6 protein-coding genes are annotated in these 20,250 nt (G+C 70.5%); 1 reads left to right on the plus strand and 5 read right to left on the minus strand.

Annotated features, from left to right (window positions below):
* The first annotated feature begins 606 nt into the window (after positions 1–606).
* Positions 607–2,514 (plus strand): Ig-like domain-containing protein, encoded by a 1,908-nt coding sequence (locus K8638_RS39555; protein ID WP_223759933.1) that lies wholly within the window; start codon positions 607–609, stop codon positions 2,512–2,514.
* Between the two features lie 84 nt (positions 2,515–2,598).
* On the opposite strand, the gene K8638_RS39560 is transcribed toward K8638_RS39555, so the two are convergent.
* The 5 genes from K8638_RS39560 to K8638_RS39580 all read right to left on the minus strand — a co-directional run bounded on the left by K8638_RS39560 (position 2,599) and on the right by K8638_RS39580 (position 20,182).
* Positions 2,599–3,699, minus strand: a complete 1,101-nt coding sequence (locus K8638_RS39560; protein ID WP_223759934.1) for a TIGR04552 family protein — start codon at positions 3,697–3,699, stop codon at positions 2,599–2,601.
* A 113-nt stretch (positions 3,700–3,812) separates the two neighbouring features.
* Positions 3,813–4,295, minus strand: coding sequence for a toxin-antitoxin system YwqK family antitoxin (locus tag K8638_RS39565; RefSeq protein ID WP_223759935.1), 483 nt, complete (start codon positions 4,293–4,295; stop codon positions 3,813–3,815).
* A 202-nt stretch (positions 4,296–4,497) separates the two neighbouring features.
* The gene (locus K8638_RS39570) at positions 4,498–5,403 is read right to left on the minus strand and encodes a hypothetical protein (protein WP_223759936.1); all 906 of its coding nucleotides are present in this window, start codon (positions 5,401–5,403) and stop codon (positions 4,498–4,500) included.
* Between the two features lie 248 nt (positions 5,404–5,651).
* Entirely contained in the window at positions 5,652–7,772 is a 2,121-nt protein-coding gene (gene gltJ, locus K8638_RS39575) for an adventurous gliding motility protein GltJ (protein ID WP_223759937.1), read from the minus strand.
* 134 nt (positions 7,773–7,906) lie between these two features.
* Entirely contained in the window at positions 7,907–20,182 is a 12,276-nt protein-coding gene (locus K8638_RS39580) for a tetratricopeptide repeat protein (RefSeq protein ID WP_223759938.1), read from the minus strand.
* Positions 20,183–20,250 lie beyond the last annotated feature (68 nt).

Raw genomic sequence — 20,250 nt, forward strand, 5'->3', positions numbered from 1 at the left:
GGGCGAGCGGCGCGAACCCATCACGCCGCCGGCTCGAACTCGGGCCTCGAGCCCTCATCCAGGGTGCTCGTCAACACACGCGCGCCGCAGCTTCCACGCCCGTTGTCCCGGAGTCACAGCCGGGGCCGCGGGCGTTCGTGTTTCCGGGGGGCGGGGGTTCCCCTTGGGGGCACCCGTCTCGGGAGCTGGATGCCCGTCCAAGGCGCTGGATGGGGCTGGGGCTGGCCTGGAGGCACGGGGCATGAGAGAGGGCCGGCAGGTCGCGAGGGCCACGGGGCCGAGGAGGCCCCGACATCTTGTCGCTTGAGGCGCGGAACGGTTCTTGCGACGCATGCCAGTATGTCCAGATTCCACCTCATCATCGCAGTGTCCCTGCTGTACTTGGCTTCGGCCTGTATCAATGTTCCTGAAGTGGTTGAGCCTCCTGACCCCGGTGCCGATGCTGGCTCACAGGCTCCACCCGATGCGGGGTCTCCTCCTGATGCGGGCCCAGTCCAGACGCCCAGTTTCACGTTCACTGCCTCGCCACTCCAGGACTCGGTGTTTCAAGGCGAAGCAAAGGAGCTCCAGCTGACTATCGCGCGAACGGGTGGATTCGTGGAGAGCGTGAGCATCAGTCTCCTGGCTTCACCGGCTGGCGTTGTCGCTCAGCCAGTGACCATTTCCTCTGGCGCCACGACAGCGACGCTCCGAGTTTCCGTCTCGACCAGCGCCGAACCAGGAAGCGCGACGCTCGTCTTGCGAGCTACCTCCGGGAATCTGAGCCGGGACGTCTCCATCACGCTCAATATCGTCAGGGCGGGTGACCTCCTGGTGCGCTGGGTATCTCCCTCAGGGGCGAGAAGCTACGTCAACGGTACCGTGGCGCTCGAAGCCGCGGTGGAGGGCGGCACCGCCGATGCGGTGGAACTGAGAAACGGTTCGGAACTCTTGGCCCGGCTGACCGCGCCCCGGTTCACCTATACGTGGGACACGAACCAGGTCGAGGAAGGCGAGCATCACATCACCGCATACGCGATTCGCGGCACTCAACTGTTTCCGTCGTTTGAGCGCACGGTGGTTGTCGACCGCACGGCCCCCAGGACTGAAACCCGAACTCCCGCTCAGCGCGAGGTGAATGTGAGCGCACGAGCCATCATCGAGGTGACGTTCAGCGAACCGCTCAAGACTGCGACGGTGACGGCCGCTACTGTGGCGCTCACGGCCAGTGGCGGTGTGAACGTAGAAAAGGCCATTGCCCTCTCGGAGGATGGACGGCGGTTGACGCTCACTCCGGCAACTCTCCTTCCTGCGCCGGGCACCATGACGGTGCACTTGGGCACCAGCGGACAGCCCGTCACGGACCTTGCGGGTAATCCCCTGGTTCTCAGTGAACCCTGGACCTTCACGGTTCCCGATTGGTTGTCCCTGGGTGGGGCCATCAGTGCACATCCTGGAGCAACGCCGGCGGAAAATGTTGTGATGAAACTCGATTCGACCGGGAAGCCTGTCATTGCCTGGTCCGAGTTCGATGGTACGGCCAAGAACGTCCATGTAGCCCAATGGAATGGCGAAACCTGGGTGACGCTTGGCTCTTCGCTGAGCGCGCTACCTTCCGCCGGAACAGACGCCGACAACCCAGCCCTTATCATCACCCCATCCGGCAACATCGTTGTTGCCTGGAACGAACTTCTCGGTACTGGAGATTCAGGCCAAAGTGCCTATGCCCGAACGTGGACCAACGGCACATGGACATCCCTTCCCACCCTTCCCATCTCGGGGGCAAGCGGCCACTACATTTCCAATCCCGCCCTTGCCGTTACTCAGCAAGGCACCCTCTATCTGTACACAACGTACAATCAAGGCGGCGTCCTGCAAGTCAGGGGATTCAGCTTGGCCTCAAACGCGACCTCGTGGGATTCACTTGCGGTCAACCGCCCGGCAACGCACGCCATGCCTGGGATTGGCTCACTGGCAAGCCAGGGAACCTCGGTCTTTGCAGCCTACGATGCGTTCTCCGAAAGTGCACAAAAGCGCGTTATCGGCGTACTGAAGAATCATACCCAGTCCCTGGGAATCGAAATCGCATCAAGTTCAACAACCACCACTGCCGAGTGGGCCTCGATTGCCGTCAACGAGGCCGGAGAGCCTCTCGTTGCGTGGGAGGAGAGCACAAATAGAGGATCAGACGGCCAAGTCTTCCTTGCTCAGTGGCTCAGTTCTTCATGGCAGACGCCCGTTTTGGTGAGCAACTTCTCGACCGCCAACTCGCGACCTTCGCTTGCCGTGGGCGATGATGGTCGCGCTGTCATCGCATGGAGTGGTTTTGTTTCTCCCGAGCGGTCAATCTATGTGTCTCGTCAATCAGGAGCTTTGTGGGAACGTGTTGGCGCGCCATTGAGTGCTGCCGCTGGTGCCAGCACTCCTGGTTTTGTGCCTTCACTTGTTCTCGACCGAAGCAGCCTGCCCATCGTGGCGTGGCACGAGACAGACGGTTCGACATCCAATATCTACGTCCGCAGGTACAACCAGTAGCTGCGACTGAGCGACAGAGGCGCCCGACTGATTCAGGTCGGGCATCTCTGCCAGCTACACGAACTCATCGGTACAGAGAGCAGTTCAGAGCTGACGCTTGGGCACCACGAGGCCCTGACTCAACCGCTTGAGCACGCGCTGCTTCTGGCGGCGCTTGTAGGCCTCGTGAGCGTTCTCCCCCAGTTCGTTGAGGCGGGCGGTCTCCTCGTCGACCATCTGGAACTCCACCAGGGAGATGACGATGCGGCCCTTGCGCTGGCGCGTGTCCTGTTCCGGAGGCGGCAGGTACGCGTCCATGCGCACTGGGATGTCCACCACGAAGTTGAGCGCCCGGTAGGTGTTGCCGGAGAAGACGTTGCCGCCGCGGTCCTCCCGGTCCTCGTAGTCACGGTCCAGATGGAGCTGGGAGGTATGTGCCTCGAAGTGGGGGTTCTCCGCGAGCACCGACTTGAAGGGGATGAGGGTGTTCTCCGTCTGGCCCGGTACCACGAGGTGGAAGGGAAAGAGCCGCTGCGTGAGGTAGTACAGCACCGGCAGCAGGTCCTCGCGCTTCCGCGTCACCACGCGGAAGCGCGTCCGGTCGTACACCTGCGCCGCTACCGTCTCCTTCTTGGCCAGCAGCTTGGTGATGAGCGAGTCCCGCGTCTTGATGGAGTGCGCGAACTCCACCACGGGCAGTCCCTTGGCCTGCATCTCCTGCGCGACGTTGAGCACCTTCTCTGTCACCAACTCCGCCAGTTCCGCCTCCGACACCGCCAAGCGGAAGAGGAGGTCCCTCCCCTCGATGTGCTGGATGACGTGCATCACCTTCAGCACCACGCAGGCGATGCGGCGGTGGCGAGGAGCACCCTTCGCACCGGAGGCGAAGAGGAACAGGTCGTGGACCTCGTCCGGCTGCGCCACCGTGTCCGCGACGCGGTAGTTGAACGTCTTGCGCAGGTACTCCACAGCTTCCGTCAGCACCCCGCGGGCCCACGCCTCGTCATAGGGCCGGGAGACGTCGAGGCCATAGAGGCGCAGGAAGTTGTCCACCTCGTCCCGCGCCTGGAAGTGCATCCGCCGCCAGTCGATCACCGAGCCGCCGCGGAGGATGAGCCGGATGCGCTCCAACTCGCGCAGGCCCATCTCCTCCACCTTGCGAATGGGGATGTCGGGCAGAACGGGAGTGAGCGAAGGTGCCTTCACAACGGACTTCCTAGCCGAGCCGAGGTGCTTGGAAAAGTCCCCGGAACGTACGAAGGCCCTCACCCCACGTAAGGGAGAGGGCCTTCTGTCCCATCAAGCTGCCTGACGGGCGATTACTGGTTCGCCACGGGGCGGTTGTTCTCGTACCGCACCTGGCTGACGACCTTGCCGTCCTCGGAGAACTCCTTCACCAGGCCGTGCTTGCTGCCCTTCTGGTACTCCTCAACGAGACGAGGCTTGCCATTCGGGAAGTACATCACCCGCTGGCCATGCCAGTCACCGCGGCTGAACTCCGCCGTGCTCCGCTTGTTTCCTGCCTCGTCGTAGAACGTCCAGACACCGACCTTGAAGCCGTTCTCGAACTGCCCCTGGGTCGCCTTCTTCCCATTGGGGTGGTACTCGACGTACGTGCCATGGGCGACCTGGCCCTCCCCCTGGCTCTTCGACTTGACGCACACGAGCCCCTCAGCCTTGGTGCCAGTCTGGATCGTACCGGCGGGGCAGTTCAGCTTCTCAGCGGTGTCGCTCGCCATCGCCGCTGGAGCAGCAAGAGCGAGGCCGAGGGTCAGCGTTCGAATCAGCTTGGTAGACAGCATGGACTCTCCTTACTCAAGACGCCGGGATGCCCGCGCGCATCTCTCAAGACGTCCGTGCGTTGGCGAAATTCATCGTACGCCCCAATCACCCCTGCGAACTCCTACTGCGCGCCGAGGGTGGGCACACACACTGTACGTCCACAACAGATGAGCCCCGCCCATGCAAGCAGGGCGGGGCTCGGGTCCTCAACTGCTCGGGCGCTTACTGGTAGTTGGACTGATGGCAGACGAAGTTGCCGTTCCGGAAAAAGAAGCCGGCCGAGTTGGTGGTGCTGGAGGCGTCAACACAGAGGTTGACGATGATCTCCGCCTGGTCACGGTTGGTGCCCGTCACGTTATAGTTGCCCGACGAGCTGCTGATGCTCGCATTCTGACTGGTGCCATTCGTCCTGACATAGAAGAACGAGCTGAGCTCTGCAGAGGTCTGCGGGAACGGCGTGTTGGAGTACGCAGAGACCCGGATGCGCAGGCGCTTGGGCGCGGACGTGCCACAGAAGTTGGTGTCGGTCGTGGCGGACACGAACTCGGTCTTGTAGATGATGGGGCCCGTCGTGCCCAGGTCAGACTTGTTGGGGAACTGGGTGTAGTTCTGGCACGTCGGCGCAGGGGGCGCCGCGCAAGCACCGCTCGTGCAGATCTGCCCATAGCTGCACGTGGACAGGCCCTCACCGGTGCAGGTGTCGCCCGTGGTGTCCTCCTCCTCACACTGGCCGCTCGCCTCGTCGCACGCGCGCCCCTCGCCGCAGTCAGCATCGGCGGTGCACTTCGTCACGCAGACGTTGTCCAGATCGGAGCAGACCAGGTCGGCGGTCTCGGAGTCGCCGTTGCAGAGCTCGTTCGTGGAGCACTGGCAGATCTTGGTGGCGGCGTCCGGGCCCGTGCCACCCAGGGTGGCGCAGACCTTCGCCGTGTCGGGGCAGTCCGCAGCGGCGTCACACGTCTGCACGCACACGTTGGCGGTGGGGTGACAGATCTCGGTCTCCGTATCGCACTCGTCGTTGCTGGTGCAGCTGGCGGGACCACCGTTGCCATCATCACCGCAACCAGCCATGAAACCGCTCATCGCGCCCAGCGCCGTGAGCATCAGCATCATCTTGCGAAGCTGCATTTTGAGATTTCCTCCTGAGTGGGAACGTCTCTCGGGGTCTCCGGCCACTGACACCAGACCCCAACGTCCTTGGAAGCGGGCACGGCTTTAGTCCCGCTTGTCCTGAAGTGTCAACGAGTGTTGACGCCGCTGTAGACGTCCCGCGTCAGAGGAAATTCAGCGCTCACGAAAGCAGACACTTCGAGCGGAGGCGGGCAGGCATGACTCATGCGTCACGCCTGCCACACCCGCCCACCGCTCACAGCTGCTCAGAAGGTGAACGGGAAGTCGATGGGCTCGCCCTGCTTCTTGTGGCGGGGGAAGGACCAGCTCTTGATGAGCCCGGTGATGCAGCTCGCCATGTAGGTGGAGCGGAACTCATCCGTGCGGCACGAGATGGCAGTGGTCTTCCCACTCGTCTGGATGGTCCACCGCATCACCAGCTTTCCGCTGAGCGCCGGGTCCTTCTTCTTCTGCTCGTTCACGCACTTGACGATGGCGGGCTTGTTGGCCAGCACCACCGCCATGATGTCCGACTGCTGCAGGCGCTCGGGCATGGCGCCGCCGGGCTCGGGCGGCACGTACGTGGTGGGCCGCGCCTCCGGCTGCTTCGGCTCCGGCTTCGACTTCTTCGTGCCGAACAACTCGTCGAAGTCGTCGCTGTCCCCCTCGCTCGAGGACGGGCGCTCCGCGCGCGCCGGCTGCGACCGCACCTCGGGCTCCTCGCGACGCACGGTTCCCGACGAAGACGTGGGACGCCGCGTCGTTCCCGAACGGTCCACCTTCGCCACCGCCTGAGGCTCCGCGGGCTTCGCCGTCTCCGCCGCCGGAGCCGTCGCGGGCGCCGCCGGAGCAGCCGCCACCGCGGCCGGGGGCGTCGCGGCCGCCGGAGCCGCCGCGGGCGCGGCCCCAGCGGCAGCCGGAGCAGCCGCCGGGTTCGCCGGAGCCGCGGCCACCGCCGTGCCCGGAGCCGCAGGCGCCGGAGTCGTACCAGGCGCCGCCGCGGGAGCCGCGGGAGCCGCCGCCGGGTTGGCCGGGGCCGTCTGCGTGTTCTGCGCCACGGCGGCAGGAGGCGGAGGCATGGGCGGCATGCCCGTGTTCGCAGGCTGCGCCACCGCCACCGGAGGCTGCGTGGGCGTGTCGGCGCGGTTGTTGTTGCTCACGAAGAACACCACCGCTCCACCCGCGACGAAGAGGAACGCGGCGGCGGCGCCAACCATCATGCCCGTCTTGCTCTTGCCCCCACCCTGCGCGCCTCCAGGAGGCGGGTACGCGGGCGGATAGGCCGGCTGCTGCGGGTACGGCGCCGCCATGGGCTGCGCGTACTGCGGGGGTTGCACGTACGGCGCCTGCTGCACGGGCTGCGCCGGGTACGGCATGCCCGGCTGCGTCCCATAGGGAACCTGCGCCACGGGCGCCATGGGCGCGCCCATCATCGCGTCCGCGCCACGCAGGGACGGCGAGGACACCGGCTCCGGCGGAGGCATGGGCACGTCCAGCAGGCGCGACTGGGAGACGGGCTCCTTGCCCAGCGCGGGCGCGGGCGTCGGCGGCGGCTTGGCGAACGCGTCGTTCTCCTCCTTCACCAGCGAGGCCAGCACGCTGGCGGCGGACGGCTTCCAGCCCACCACCGGCTCCTCGGAGGCCGGCGCGCTGTCACCGCGAGACGCCTTGCCCGCGCTGAAGGCGGACTGCACCGGCCCGGCGGACACCGTGGGCGTCGTGCCGGACACCGGCTCGGGCGCGACGATGACGGGCTTGGACGGCCGCGGCGCCAGCACCGAGGCCATCTCCGTGGCCTCAGACAGCGGAATCCAGTCGCTGAAGCCCGAGCGCCAGCAGAGGCTGTCCGGGCCCACCTCGCCACGGTCCCAGAGGTCCTTTACCTTCTCCACGGTGAACGGGCCGACCTGCTTCTCGTCGATGGCCACGTACCACTCGTGCGCGGCGGCGTTGGACTTCGCCTCCTCCTTCGCGGGCTCGGCTTCGGCCTCGGCCAGCTTGCGCACGTTCTCCGCGCTGGCCTCACGCGCCGCGGCCTCGGCCGCCTCGCCCGCCGGAATCTTGTTCGTCCCGGAGCTGAGGACCTGGTCGAAGACCGCGCCAATCTCGTCCTCTTCCACGTCCGTGAAGAGGCCGCCCTCGGGGGGCGTGCCGAGCGACGTGGGCAGGGACGCGGCGGACGACTCCGCCTCCTTGCCCGCGCCATTCGTGGTGGAAGGTGACGAAGTCGCGGCCTCCGGCGCCGAGTCCTTCGCGGCCGGCGCGCCAGCGGGGCGCACGGTGATGGTGTGGCCGCACTTCTTGCAACGAACCTTGACCCCCTTGGGGCCAACCTTGTCGTCGCTGATCATGTACTGCGCGCGGCAGCTGTCGCAGACGAAACGCATCTTTTCCGTAAGCCTCGGAAATGACGGGAGAAATCCCGCCCGAATCGTAGAAGTGACCCCCGGAGGGGTCAAGAATGGGCACCACGCCCGCCCGGCTCCTCATCAACGCGTGAACCCTCGCCAGGGTTCTGTCGCTACTTGCGCACCTGCACCTCCACGTGGGTGCCCACGGCGACACGCAGCGCGTGCAGGTCCTCGGAGGTGGCGAACACCAACAGTTCCCGGAGCTTGTTGCGCACGGGGACGCGGAAGGCGGAGCCCGTCTCGCCCTGGACGAGGCGGCGCACCGGCTCCATCTCGCCCGCGGCGAAGAGGCCGGCGCGGGCGGCGGTCAGCTCCGCGCCCTCCAGGTACTGGCGCACGGCCTGGGGCGTGGCGCCGGGCAGCCAGGCCCGGGCGGCCTTGGCCAGCGCCGCGCGGTCCGGCTCGCTGAGGCTCTTCTCCAAGAGCCTCCGCTCCGGCTCCACCAGGTGCTGCGCCTCCGCGATGCGCACGTTGCCCACCACGAGGCTCAGGGCCGCCTGGAGGATGGCCTCCAGGCGCTCCACGGCCACGCGCTGGCTGAAGGCCAGCTCCGGACGCGCCAGCGCCAGGGTGCGGCCCAGGAGGTAGTACACCTCCTTCTGGCCCTGCTCCGCGAAGTACTTGCCGCCCACGCGCACGCAGGCCGGGTGCGTCTGCAAGAGCTCCACGTTGATGAGCGGCTCGGGGGCCGGCTCGTTGGAGCGCTTCGCCATGCGCTCGCGCGTGGCCACGAGGAAGGGCGAGTACAGCTCCACCGCCTCCATGCCCAGCAGGCGCGCCACGTACCGGTAGTGGTGCACGTGGTACTCCTGCGCGCTGGCCACGTCGATGCGGTGCTTCTTCGGCACCAGCTGGTACTGCGGGAAGGGCACCGCGTACAGGTGGCCCACCTTCTCGAAGAGCAGCCCCATCAGCTCGGCCAGCGGGCCGCGCGCCTTCGGGTGGAAGAGGTGGTTGTGCCAGAGCTGGTCGTTCAGCGGCCGCTGCGCGACGTCCTTCTTCTTCGCGTAGGGCCCCAGCTTGGTGAGGATTTCCTGCTCGTCCTCACCCGCCTCGCCCAGCAGGCCGGACGACGCCTGCGCCGCCAGCCATGCGCCGTCGTAGTCCTTGCGCAGCGCGGCCAGGCGCACGAGCTGCCCGCACACCTTGCGCGGGTCCGTCGTGTTGGGCAGCGCGCGGCGGAGCGCGGCGATGGCCTCCTCCTCCTTGCCCGGCATCTGCCCGGCGACTTCCGCGAAGGTCTCCTGCACCGCCGCGTCGTCCGGCAGGCCCTTGGCGGCCACGCCGTAGGCGGCCACCGCGCCCTCCGGGTGCTTGAGCACCTGGAGGTACAGGTCGCCGAGCGCGCGCCACAGCGCCATGCGCGCCACGTGCGTCTCCGGCGTCTTGGGCAGCCGGCCCAGCATCTTCGTGTAGTTCTCCTCCAGCGACTTCCACTGGCGCGCCGCGCCGAGCATCGCCTCCAGCGCGCTGAAGGCCTCCACGAAGCGGGGGTCCAGGTCCAGGGCCGCGTTGAAGGCCTGGGTGGCGCCCTCCACGTCCTTCAGGTCATCGCGGCGCAGCTCGCCCAGGGCGAACCACACGCGCTTGGCCTTGTGCGGCTCCATGGCCAGCGCGGGCAGCGCCAGCATCCGCGCCAGCACGTCCGCGGCCTTCTGGCCCTGCCGCGTCTCGCGCAGCAGCACGTAGAGCTGGTCCATCACCTCGGGCGCGTCCGGCTGCGCCTTGAGCGCCGTGGTGAAGGCGTCGATGGCCATGTACGGGTCGTGCAGGTGGTCGCGGGCGATGCGGCCCAGGTCCAGGGCCACCTTCGCCTTCGCCTCGCCCTCCAGCACGCCCACGAGCTGCTGGCGCAGCTCGGCGGACTTCTCGTACTGGGCCGCCTTGTCCATCAGCGCCACCAGCGCGCGCAGCGTGGGCTCGTGGCCGGGGTCGATGGCCAGCGCCTTCTCGAAGTGGTTCTGCGCGCGGTCCGCCTGGCCGAGCGCGGCGTGGATGTCGCCAATCTGCCAGTAGACCTCCACCACCTCCAGGTCCGTCAGCTCCTCGCGGTGGTGGATGAGGATGGTCTGGAAGACCTTGAGCGCGCCCTCGTAGCGGCGCGTCTGCACCAGGAGGTTGCCGTAGCCCTCCAGCGCGGGCAGGTAGGTGGCGTCCAGCTCGTAGGCCTTCTCGTAGCAGCTCAGGGCCTTGTCGCGCTTGCCCAGCTTCTCCGCCACGTAGCCCAGGCGGTAGAGCTGGCGGCAGAGGTCCGCGGCGCTGACGGAGTCCTTCTCCGCCATGGCCTTCTCCGCCATCTTCCGCGTGACGATGTCCAGCATCCGCTCACCGGACGCCCAGTCCTCGCGTGCGATGTAGACGTCCGCCAGGGGGCGCGCGGCCTCCAGGCTGTCCGGGATGTGCTTGAGGGCCTGCTCCCAGTAGCCGGTGGCCGTCTCCCGGTCCTCGCGCGTCTCCGCGTGGTAGCGCGCCACGTCCAGCAGCGCGCGGCCCTTGGCGACCGGGTCCTCCGTCTGCTCCGCCTCCTGGAGGAGCGTCTGCTCGTAGCCGCTCCAGTCCTTCTCCTGCTCCTGGATGCCCTTGAGGGCGCGGATGCTGGGCAGGTGGCCCGCGTCGATGGCGAGGGCCTGCTGGTAGGCGCTCCGGGCGCTGCCGGAGTCCATCAGCATGTCCTCGTTGATCTTCCCCAGCCGGTAGTACAGCTCCACCGCGTCCGGCGTCTGGCCGGCGAGCTCCGCCTCCTTCGCCAGCATCTCCAGCGCGAAGGGCCAGTTGCCGCTGCGCTCGTACAGGTTGCCCAGCGCGTGCAGCGCCGGCCGGCACGCGGGGTCCGCCGCGAGCGCCGCGTGGTAGCTGTTCACCGCCTTGTCCAGCGCCTTGAGCTGCTGGTACTGGACGTTGCCGATGTCCACGTACAGCTCGGCCTGCTCCTGCGGGCTCACGGCCAGCGAGAGCTGCCGCTCGTAGGCGGAGATGAGGTCCTCCCAGCGGCCCTGCATCCGGCGCAGGCGGATGAGCGCCTTGATGGCCTGGACGTTCTGCGGGTCGATGGAGAGCACGCCCTCCACGCACACGTCCGCGTTGGCCGGGTTCTGGTACTTGTCCTCCCAGATGGTGGCGCTGCGGAAGAGGACGCGGACCTTCTCGCGCCAGTCCTCGCTCAGCTCCAGCATCCGCTCGTAGATGGCGAGCAGGTCCGCCGGCTGGTCCAGCCGCGTGTGCAGCCGCTCCAGGGCCTCCAGCGCCGTGCGGTTGACGGGGTCCAACTCCAGCGCCTGCCGGTAGGCGGCCACCGCGGCCTCGTCGTCGCCGATGTCGCGCTCGTAGACGCCGGCCACCTCCACCTGGATGCGGGCGCGCTCCTCGACGGTGTCCGCCAGATCACGCGCGCGCAGCAGCGTGGACGCCACGTCCGGCCAGGAGCGCTGCCGCCGGTACAGCGCGGTGAGCACGCCCAGCGTCTCCGCGTCCGGCTCCAGCTCCAGCGCGCGCAGCAGCGCGCTGGCGGCCTCCGACGGGTCCTCCAGCTTCTCGTCCCAGACGCGGGCAATCTCGCGGAGGATGCCCTTGCGCTGCTCAATGGAGCCGGCGGCCTCCAGCTTCTGCTCGAGGGCGACGACGTACTCCTTGTCGCGCCCGCGCCGCTGGAACACGGCGGCCAGCCCGTCCAGCGCGGTGGCGTTGGTCGGGTCGAACTCGAGAATCTTCCGGAACGCCCCTTCCGCGGCCTGCGGGTCATCCAGCCGCGTGTCGTGCACGCGCGCGAGCGTGGCGTAGAGGCGCTCGGCGAGCGTGCCGCGAGGCAGCTCGTCCGCCACCTCCTCGTAGACGGCGGCCAGCTCCTCGTGGCTGCCCGTCTCGTCCGCCAGCCGCTCCACCTCCTCGCGCAGCGTGTCGTCCGACGCGTCGAGCTGCAGCGCGCGGCACAGCGCGAGGAAGGCCACGTCCTTCTGCCCCAGCCGCTCCTCCTGCACCCGGGCCAGCTCGCGCAGCGCGGCCAGCTTCTCCTCGTTCGTCACGAGGTGGGGCATGTAGCGGTCCATCACCGTGGCGTACGCGCGCCAGTCGTTGTGCGTCTTGTACAGCGCGCACGCGCGCTCGTAGGCGGTGCGGTTGGCCGGGTCCAGCTCCAGCACCTTCTCCAGCGCGCCGGCGGCCAGCTCGGGCTTGCCGCCCTGCCCCACCCACAGGTCCGCCACCGCGAAGTGCGTGGCCACCGCCTGCTCGCGCTCCTCGGCCGCCAGGTGCACCTGCACCTTCAGCTCCAGGGCGCGCACCGCGTCGTTCCAGGCGCGCAGCGACTCGAAGAGCGCGTACACACGCTCCAGGTCCGGCACCTGGTGCGGCTCCACCTCCAGCGCGCGGCGGGCGGCGTCCAGCGCCTCCTCGCGGCGGCCCATGCCGGCCAGCACCTCGGCCAGCCGCAGGCGCAGCGCCTTCACGCCCTCACTGCTCTCCTGCAGCGGGATGAGCCGGCGCAGCACGCCCACCAGCTCCTCGCGCTGGCCCGTCTCGTCATACAGGTCGCGCAGGCTGTCCAGCACGCCCCGGTGGCGCGGGTCGCGGTCCAGCGCGGCCTTGAAGTACGGCACCGCGTCGTCCGGCTGCTTCAGCAGGCGGTACACCACGCGCCCCAGCCGCTCGTTGAGGCGCACCACCTCGCGCGGGTCCAGCGTCGCCGCCAGCCGGCCCTCCAGCAGCTCGCGCAGGTCCTTCGGGCGGTCGGCGCGCTCGTACAGCGACTCCAGCGCGGAGAAGGCCTGCTCGTTGCGAGAGTTCTTCGCCAGCAGCTCGCGGTACAGCTCGATGGAGCGGTCCAGGTCCGCAAGCCCCTCGGAGGACACCTGCGCCATCTTCGCCAGCACGCGGTCGCGCTCGGCGCCGGAGACCTTGTCGGCCTGGAGCTTCAGGATGGCGTAGAGCTTCTCGGACGCGTTGGCGCTCTCGTAGATGCCCTCCAGCAGCCGCGCGGACGCGAGGTGCGCCGGCTCCAGCTTGAGGATGGCCTCGTACGCCCCGGCCGCCCGGTCCGGGCTGTCCAGCCGCTCCTGGTAGAGCTGCCCCAGGCGGAAGAGGTAGCCCACCTTGTCCGCGGGCTCGGTGGCCCCCGTGACGAGCGCCTCCAGGATGCCGGCCAGCTCCGGCCACGCCTCCAGGTGCATGTACAGCCGGTCCAGCGCCACCAGCGCCTTGTCCTGCACCGCGGGGTGCAGCGTGCGCGCGCGCTCGTAGTAGGAGACGGCGCGGTCGGAGTCGCGCAGCTTCGTCTCCAGCAGCTGCCCCAGCTTGAGGCACACCTGCGCGGCGTCCGCGGCCTCGGCCACGCGCGGCAGCGCCTCCTCGTACGCCGCCACCAGCTCGTCGTAGCTGTCGGCCGCGTCCGTGGCGTTCTCCAGCCGGCGGCGCACCTCGCCGTCGTTGGGGTCCTCCTTGAAGGCGCGGAAGAGGGCCAGGAAGGCGAGCTCCGCCTCGCCCTGCGCCTCGCGCAGCGTGGCCAGCTCGCCCAGCAGCGCCTTGCGCTCGAAGGCGTCGGTGGACACGCCCACACGCGTCTCGATGACCTGCGCCAGGCGCGGCACGTCACCGGCGGCACGCAGGGCGCGCAGCAGCGTCTCCACCGCCAGCAGGTTCTGCGGCTCGCGGGTGACGAGCGCCTCCAGGCGGCCCACCGCGCCCGCGTGGTTGGGCTGCACCGCCAGCACCTCGCCGTACAGCGCGAGCGCGCCCGTCCGGTCCAGCAGCCGGGACTCGCGCACGGTGGCCAGGCGGAACTTCAGCTCCACGCCCTCCTCGGGCGGAAGGAGGGCGATGCGCTTCGCCAGCACGTCCGCCAGCTCGGGCCAGCGCTCCTGCTTCTGGCAGAGCGCCTCCATGCGCTCCAGCGCCGCCACGTCGTCCGGCTTCAGCTCCAGCAGGCGGCGGAAGGTGGCCAGCGCGCTCAGCGAGTCCTTGAGCTGCTCCTCCTGCAGCGTGCCCATCTGGAAGAGCACCGCCGCGCGGCGCGCCGGTTCCTCCGCCACGGCGAGCTGCCGGCGCAGCACCTCCAGCAGCTCCGTGGGCTTGCCCTGCGAGGCCACCAGCCGCACCGTGCCGTCCAGGGCCTCGGTGTCCGTGGGGCGCAGCTCCAGCACGCGCTTCCAGGACGCCAGCGCCTCTGCCGGCTCGCCCAGGTCCGTCTGGATGCGGGCCAGCGCGCGGTACAGCTCTGCGCGGGACGCATCCCCCGCCTTCGGCGCCACCTCGGCCAGCACCGCGGACAGCTCCTCGGGCGCCTCCGCCTTGTCCACCAGCGCCACGCACATCTCCAGCGAGCGCAGGTCGTCCGGCAGCTCGCGCAGCGCGCGGGTGGCGGACACGAAGCCCATCTCCGGGTTCTCCAGCGAGCCGGAGTAGATTTCGGCGATGCGGCGCAGCAGCGCGGCGCGCTCCTGTGGCACCGTCTCCGCCGAGGCGCGCGACTCCAGCATCTCCACCTGCTTCAGGTGGTTGCCCACCGAGGCGAAGATGGGCTCCAGGGCGCTGGCCGCGGCGCCGCGCAGCGGGCTGTCCGAGCGCGCCATCTCCTCCAGCGCGCCCACCGCGCCCGCGTGCCCGGCCCTGTGCGCCAGCACCGCCTGGTACAGCTCCAGCGCGCCGCGCGGGTCCTCCAGGCGGGTCACCTTCAGCCGGCCCAGGCGCACCCGCAGGTCGGACGCCTCCTCCAGCGCGCCGCGCGCGTCCGCGAGCTGGATTTCGCGTTCGATGTGCTGCGCCAGCTCCGGCCAGCGCTCCGTCTCCGCCAGCACGCGGCCCAGCAGCTTCAGCGCGTTGCCGTTCTCCGGCCGCAGGGTGAGGATTTCCCGGTACGCCTGCGCCGCCAGGGCCTTGTCCGCCAGCGTCTCCTCGGCGAGGTGGGCCAGCTCGAAGAGCAGGTTCACCTGCGAGGACGCATTCTCCTCCGCCGCCACCTGCCGGCGCATGACCAGCGCCAGCTCGCGGTGCGCGCCGGTGCGGCGGTGGACGCGGGCGATGGACTCCAGCACCGTCTTGTTCTTCGGGTCGCGCCGGCTCACCTCCTCCAGCGCGCGGACCGCCAGGTCGTAGCGCTTGAGGCGGTTGTCGTAGATGGCCGCCAGGCGACGCCACAAATCACCGGCCAGCGGCTCCTGCGGGTCGCGCTCGAGCTGGTCCTCGTAGGCACCGGCCACCTCCTCGAAGGAGCCGGAGTCCGCCGCGAGCCGCTCCAGCTCGTCCCGGACGGCGGCCTCCTGCGGGAACTCGTTGAAGGCGCGCAGGCGCGCGACGAAGGCGAGCGACGTCTGGCCCAGCGCCTCGCGCAGCATGGCGATTTCCTGGAGGTGCTCCAGCCGCCGCTCCGGCGCCACGCCGGGCAGCAGCACCTCCGCCACCTCCACCAGCTTCCGCGTGTCGTTGAGGCCGCGGTAGACGGGCTCCAGGAGGCGCGCCGCCTCCACGCGCGGGCCGTCGTGCGCCATCAGCCGCTCCAGGCCGGCCACCACCTGGCCGTCCCCGGGCGCCAGCTCCAGCAGCCGGCGGTACACCGGCAGCGACTCGGCGGGGCCCACTTCCTTCTCGAGCAGCTGCGCGCGCTTGAGCAGCCAGCCCCGGCGCGCGTTGTCGTCCGCCGCGCCGTCCGCGAGCTGGTCCAGCACGTCCGCCTGCTCCACGAAGCGCCGAGACTTCGCGTACAGCTTCTCCAGGGCGAGCAGCCCCTCGGGCACCTTCCGCAGCGCCAGCGCGGAGCGGTAGGTCTCGATGGCCTTCGAGTCCTCGCCCGCGTTGGCATACGCCTCGCCCGCCTTGAGCAACAGGCCCACGCGCTCGGCCGGGTCCGTGGAGAGCTGCGCCTGCCGCGTGTACACCTCGGACAGGCTCTTGGCGTTCTGCCCCTTCTCGTACAGGCGCGAGAGGGCCTCCAGCGCCTGCCGGTCCTGCGGCGCGTCCGCCAGCAGGTTCTTCCACAGCCTCGCGGCCTCCTCCGGCTGGTCCAGCGACTCGCGCAGCTCCGCGGACCGCCGCAGCAGCTCCAGCGCCGCCGGGTCCCCGGACGTCAGCTCCAGCGCCGCCGTCTCGTAGATTTCGGCCAGCACCTCGTGTGAGCCCGTCTCGCGCGCCAGGCGCTCCAGGTCCGGCCGCACGCCTTCCCGGTCCAGCCCCTGGGCGAAGGACTTCACCGCCGACATGAAGGCCAGCGAGGCCTGGTTCATGTCGCGCTCGTAGATGCGGCGCACCTCACCCGCGAGGAGGATCTTCTCCACGGTGAGCGCGGACTCCATGCGCGCCTCGCGCAGGGCCACGCGGCGGGCGTGATCTCCCACCTGGGCCAGCACCGGGTCCAGCACCTCCAGCGCGGCGCCGCTCGCGGGCACGGCCGCCTTCACCCACTCCTCCAGCGCGGCGCGGGCACCCGGGTGGCCGGGGTCCTCGGCCAGGATGCGCTTGTAGAGGCCCAGCGCGGCGTTCGGGTCGTCCAGCTCCGTGCGCTTCAGCTCCGCCAGGCGGAAGGACACCTCGCGCCCCTGCGGGCTCTGTCCCTCCTGCTTGCGGCGCAGCTCCAGCGCCCAGGCCAGGTCGTCGTTCCGCTCCAGCTCCGTGTAGAGGCGGTCCAGCGCGGCGGCGGCCTCCCGGTTGGCCGGGTCGCGCTCGGCGATGGCGCGCCACGCGGCGGCGGCGCTCTCACGGTCGGTGAGCCGCGTCTCGTGAAGCAGCGCGGCCTCGCGCAGGAAGACGAGCTGCTCGGCCGGCTCCGGCGTCGCGGCGGCCAGCTTCTCCAGCACCTCGGCCAGCGCGGCCCACTCCTCGCCCGCGCGGTGCAGGCGCTGCAGGGCGCGCAGGCTGTCCAGGTTGCCCGGCTCCAGGGCCAGCAGCGAGCGCAGGGCCTTCACCGCGCCGGCCTTGTCGTCCAGCTTCTTCTCCTGCACCTCGGCCAGCTCGCGCAGCAGCGCCAGCCGCGCCGGGCCCACGTCGCCCTCCTCCGCCAGCTCGGCGAGGATTTCCGCGTAGCTGTCCAGCGCGTCCGCGTCCTCGGCCGCCTGCCGCGCCGTGGAGCGCAGGCCCGCGTCACCGGGCGCCAGCCGCAGGGCGCGCGCCAGGGCCGCGAAGGCCAGCTCCGGCTGCCGAAGGTGCGCCAGGTGCACCTGCGCCGCGTGCCGCAGCGCCTGCACCCGCGCCGCGTCGTCCTTCGCCACCTCCGCCAGCACGTCCAGCGTCGCCACCAGCTTGCGGTGGTCCTTGGTGCGCTCGAGGGCGGGCACCAGCACGCGCGCCGCCGCCTCGCGCGCCGGGCCGGAGGCGAGCATGGCCTCCAGCGCGGCCAGCGCGTCCGGGTCCGTGGGGCGCTGGGTGAGGATGTCCGCGTAGCTGCGCACCGCCTCCACGCTGCCGTCCTGCGAGCCCTGCAACAGCTGCGCGCGGCGCAGCTTCAGGCGCGCCACCTTGTCCGCCTCGCCGGCCGACTCCGCCAGCTCAATCATCCGCGCCAGCGTGTCGCCCAGCTCGCGCGTGCGGCCGGCCTTCTCGTACAGCTCCGCCAGGCGCGGCAGGTGCCGGCCCTCCTCGGCGCCGTGAGACAGCGCGGACTGCAGCGCCTCGGCGGCCTGCGCCGGGCGTCCCAGCTCCGTGTTGAGGTCCACCAGCTGCAGCAGCAGCTCCAGCCGCTCCGGCCCGCGCGAGCCCTGGATGCGCTTGCGCAGGAGGCCCTCCGCATCCGCCGCGCGGCCCGCGCGCCCGTACAGCTTCACCAGCCGCTGGAGCACCGCGTTCGACTCCGGCGCGCGGCCCACCGCCGCCTCCAGCGAGGCAATGGCCTCCGCCGCCAGTCCGCCCTCCTCCGCCAGCCCCGCGGCCTCGGTGAGCAGCGACACCGCCAGTGCCGGGTCCTCCAGCTCGGAGGCGAGCGTGCGCAGCACGCGGCCCAGCTCGGCGTGGGCGGACAAATCCCTCGCAAGGCGCAGGGCCTCCGCGCGGCCGCTCTCGTCCTTCGGGTCCTCGCGCAGCGCGCGCATCCGCACGTCGAAGGCGGCGCGGCTGTCGGCGAGCTGCTTCTCGTGGATGCTGGCCAGCAGCGCGAAGAGGCGCTTGCGCGCGGCCGCGTCCGTCGTGGCCTCGAGCTGCTGCTGGAGCGCCGCCACCTGCCGCTGATGGTCGCCCGTCCGTCCATAGTGGGCCGCCAGCGCCTCGGCAATCTCCACCGTGCGCACGCCCGCCGACGCCAGCCGCTCCAGGCCACCCACCACCACGCCGGTGGAGACACCCTCCGACAGCAGGCTCAGGAACAGGTCCGCCGCGTCCTGCTGCCGGCCCAGGCGCTCCGCGTACAGCTTGGCCTGCCGCGCCGTCCACTCGTTGCGCTCGAGCTGCGTCTCCGCGAGCCCCGCCAGCCGGCCGGCCAGCGCCGCAGCCTCGTCGAACTTCGACAGCGCCACGCACAGCGCCTGCAGCCGCTGCACCGCCACCGGGTCCTCCGGCGCGAGCAGCACCCACTGGCGCATCAGCGACTCCAGCTCCTCGGGCGAGGCGCCGGCCGCCTCGCGCCGGGCCAGCTCCGCCTCGACCCTGGCCCTCGGGTCATCCGCGAGCGCCGCGGCCACCTGCAGCGACTTCACCGCCTCCGTCGCCGCCGCGTCTCCCGGCACGCGCGCCAGCACCTCGCGCCACGCCGCCTCGGCGCGCACGGGGTCCGCCAGGGGGCCCTGGAGGAGCTGCGCGAGCTGCCGCCACAGCGTCGCCGCCACCTCCGCCACCGGGGCCGCCTGCGCCGCGCGCTGCAGCGCCAGGGCCAGGGCGGGCTGTGCCTGGGCCTTCTCCGCGTGCTCCACCACGGTGCCGAGCAGCAGCGGCCGGCCCGGGTCCAGCTCCAGCGCCCGCGCCAGCACCTCGAAGGCACCGCGCGCGTCGTCCTTCTCCTCGAACATCAGCGCGAGCGCCTCGCAGAAGGCCACCCGCTCCGCGCGCGGGCGCGGGGCCAGCAGCGCCAGGTCCAGGAGCGGCACCACCGCCTCGAGCTCGTCGTCCTCCGCCAGCAGCCGCGCGAGCTGGAAGGCCGCGAGCGCCTGGGTGGAGTCCAGCTTCAGCGCCGCCTCCAGGTGCGCGCGCGCCGCCTCCGAGTCCTTGAGCTGCGTCAGGCACAGCTCCGCCAGACGCAGCCGCATGGCCGCCTGCGCCGCCTTGTCCTTCAGCGTGCCCAGGTAGCGCTCCAGCACCGCCACCGCGTCCGCGGCGCGGCCCCTCTCCAGCAGCAGCTCCGCGGTGAGGCTCGCCGCGTCCGCGCGGGACGCGTCCGCCGCCACCGCCTTCTCGAAGGCGGCCAGCGCGCCGTCACCGTCGTTGAGCCTGCCCAGCCGCAGCGTGCCCACGCGCAGCCACAGGTCCACCTGCGCGGCGCGGTCCTTCACCTCGCCCGCCATCGCCTCAATCTGCGCAATCGCCGGGGCGAAGTCGCCGCCGGCGCGCTCGGCCATCTTCTCGATGAGCGCGAGGCCCTCCGGCATGCCCGGCCACAGCAGGAAGCAGCGGTCCAGCGCCTCCTTCACCTTGCCGGCCGCGCCCGGGTCGTACCAGGCGAACAGCTTCGCCACGAGCAGCGACAGCCGCGCCGCGCTCTTCCGGTCGCGCTCCTCCAGCGACATGCTGCGCAGCATCCGCACGCGGTCGCGCCACGTCTGCTCGAAGCGCTGCAGCGCCCGCGTCGCCTTCTCCACGCGCGCATTCTGCGGCTCCAGCGCGCGCGCCACCTCCAGCACCTTGTTCGCGAGCGCGTGCTCGGTGGGGTCGTCCACCAGCCGCTCGGAGAGGGCCGCGTACTCCTCGGCCATGCCCGCGTCGCCCAGCGCCTCGCGCTCGCGCTCCAGCGCCTCGAAGGCCGGCTGGAAGAGCTGCTCGGACAGCAGGAGCTGCCGCACGCGCCGGAAGAGGGCCCGGTCCGGCTTCGCCCGCGCCGCGCGCTGCAGGCACAGCACCGCCCTGTCGCGGCGGAAGAGCTTCTGCTCGTAGAGGTCCGCCGCCTTGAGGTAGTGGCCCGCGCCCTCCTCGCCCTGTGTGGCGGCGCCCAGCCGCTCCAGCACGTCCGCCAGCGAGGCCGCGTCCTGCCGCGACTCGTGCAGCCGCTTGAGGCCGCGCAGCGCCGGCAGCGGGTCCTTGCCAATCAGCAGCGCACGCTTGAGCAGCTCCTCGGCGCGAGGCGCGTTGCGCTGGCGCTCGTGGGCCAGCTCCGCCGCGCGGCACAACACGCGCACGGCCTCGTCGGCGGGGACGTCACGAGAGCGCCCCTCGTAGAGGCGGATCAGCTCCTCTACTCGGCCGGCCTTCTCGAGGGCGGCTTCGGCTTCGACGAAGGTCCGGTCATCGGACACGCGCAGCGTGGGACGCGGGGGCGTGGGCTGTTGCATGGAGTTGGCGGGCCTCGGAATGGGAATGGAATGCAGCGGGGGCGCCAGCGGCCGGAACTCTACCGGTC

Source organism: Myxococcus sp. RHSTA-1-4 (genome assembly GCF_020037125.1).
Classification (GTDB): Bacteria; Myxococcota; Myxococcia; order Myxococcales; family Myxococcaceae; genus Myxococcus.